At 36.3% G+C, this 2115-nt stretch carries 2 protein-coding genes and 1 pseudogene; 1 reads left to right on the top strand and 2 read right to left on the bottom strand.

Annotation, left to right across the window (positions count from 1 at the left end; genetic code table 11):
* Positions 1–109: 109 nt before the first annotated feature.
* Positions 110–751: pseudogene (locus ACTQ50_RS19465) on the bottom strand (NAD(P)/FAD-dependent oxidoreductase); the annotation flags it as partial.
* 15 nt (positions 752–766) lie between these two features.
* Positions 767–1090: a thioredoxin family protein gene (locus ACTQ50_RS19460; protein WP_005330449.1), complete on the bottom strand. Its 324-nt coding sequence runs from the start codon at positions 1088–1090 to the stop codon at positions 767–769.
* 166 nt (positions 1091–1256) lie between these two features.
* Between ACTQ50_RS19460 and ACTQ50_RS19455 the strand changes: the two genes are divergently transcribed.
* A complete protein-coding gene (locus ACTQ50_RS19455) occupies positions 1257–1940 on the top strand; it encodes a Crp/Fnr family transcriptional regulator (protein ID WP_117449800.1) in 684 nt (227 codons plus the stop codon).
* The last annotated feature ends 175 nt before the right edge of the window (positions 1941–2115 follow it).

The following is a 2115-nucleotide window of genomic DNA, read 5'->3' as shown; positions in this document are numbered from 1 at the left end:
ATATGTCCCCTGACGAATTCGAAAAACTGTATGAAAGGGTGAATGTTCTGCCGGCTGCTTAGCTGGCGGAACCTCTCATTTTAATCTGTACTAAATCTTGACATAAGACCAATCGTTCTCCATAAATCAGTTCATTTACTGTATTGTTCCATCGAAACTCTATATTTTCAGTTTTCATCAGCTGGTCATGGTAGATTTTCGTTGCACGTAATGTATCTCTTCGATGAACAATGATGACTTTCTTAGCAATTCGACTTAAAAGAACAGCATCTGATACAGCAGAATTTCCACCACCAACAACCACCACGATCTTATCTTTATAAAACATACCATCACAGGAGGCACAATAAGCAACCCCATGACCTATCAATTCTTTTTCTTTAGCGAGACCAAGTTCTCTTGGATTTGCTCCAGTAGCAATCACTACTGTTTTCCCAATATAAATTCCCGAACTAGTTTCTACTCTCTTAAGCTTTCCTGTTAAATCCATATTAAAAACTTCAGTATATTCACTTTTAGCGCCAAATTTTTCCGCCTGTTTTTGCATTTTCTCTGCCAATGAAAATCCGTCAATTCCATTTTCAAAACCAGGATAGTTATCAATCTGCCAGGTCAATGACATTTGACCACCTGCAGATAATTTTTCTAAAACAATTGTATCAAATCCTGCTCTGGCTGCATATAATGCTGAAGTATACCCTCCAGGTCCTCCCCCCACGATAATCATATCGTAAACATGATTTTCATTCATACAGCAGTCCTCCTTTTATTTTTCCAATGCTTCATTAATAAAATTCTCTATCATTATTTTTGATTCAGGTGCAACAATAGAATCTATTGCCTTTCCATCTCGATATAAAACCAGCGTAGGAATTATCTCAATCTTTTCAGCTTCTGCAATCTGTGGTTCTTCATCAATATTTACTTTTCCAGCAATAAGAATATCGCTGTATTCTTCACTTATTTTTTCATAAGCCGCTCCAATTCTACGGCAATAACCACACCAAGGTGCCCAGAAATCAACCAAAACCGGTTTTTCTTTATGAATTAATTGTCCAAACTTTTCTTTATTTATATTTATTGATGTCATATTTTTCAACTCCTTCTCCTGTTTGAACTTAATATACCTCATAAAAAGTCTTACTTCAGTGATGATATCACAGAAAAGATAATTTACTTTATTACACTTCTTTTTATTTCTATTTATGGCATATGCCAGTTACATAATTGACGCATCTAAAAAAAGCAAGTATACTATGTTCGTAAAGGAGATAACGGTTATGAACTTCGAAAATTGTTTTCCACTATGGAATGACTTAAATACAGCACAGAAAAAAATAATTTCAGACAATTTAATCACACAGTATGTAAAAAAAGGGACAATCATTCACAATGGAAACCTGGATTGCACTGGATTATTACTGGTTAAATCCGGGCAGCTTCGAACCTACATACTTTCAGATGAAGGACGAGAGATTACACTTTACCGTCTGTTCGATATGGATATGTGTCTTTTATCCGCCTCATGTATCATACGCTCCATTCAATTTGAAGTAACCATTGAAGCAGAAAAAGATACTGATCTTTGGATCATCCCTGCTGAAATCTATAAGGGCATTATGAAGGAATCTGCTCCCGTCGCAAACTATACCAATGAGTTAATGGCCACCCGTTTTTCTGATGTCATGTGGCTGATTGAACAAATCATGTGGAAGAGTTTGGATAAGCGTGTTGCTTCATTTCTTTTAGAAGAGACCTCTATCGAAGGAACAAACGAGCTGAAAATCACTCATGAGACGATTGCTAATCATCTTGGTTCCCACAGGGAAGTTATCACTCGAATGCTTCGATACTTTCAAGGCGAGGGTCTCGTCAAACTCTCCCGCGGCAAAATCACAATCCTTGATCCAAAAAGACTGGAAACACTCCAAAGGTCATAAAATTGTTTTTCTGTAACATATAAAGAAGAATCCTCCATTTATCAGAATTATGAAAGTCATTCTAATTGTTGATGCTCTTTTAAAATAGCATTTTATAGATCTTATTGCCTGTCGTCAGGTTGCTCTGTATACTGTCATTATCCTACAGAAAGAAAAAATCTCAGAGCACCCTCTT

Source organism: Blautia sp. Sow4_E7 (assembly GCF_052116245.1).
GTDB lineage: Bacteria > Bacillota > Clostridia > Lachnospirales > Lachnospiraceae > Blautia_A.
Note: the sequence above shows the minus strand (reverse complement) of the source record. Positions and strands in the feature narration are given on the sequence as shown.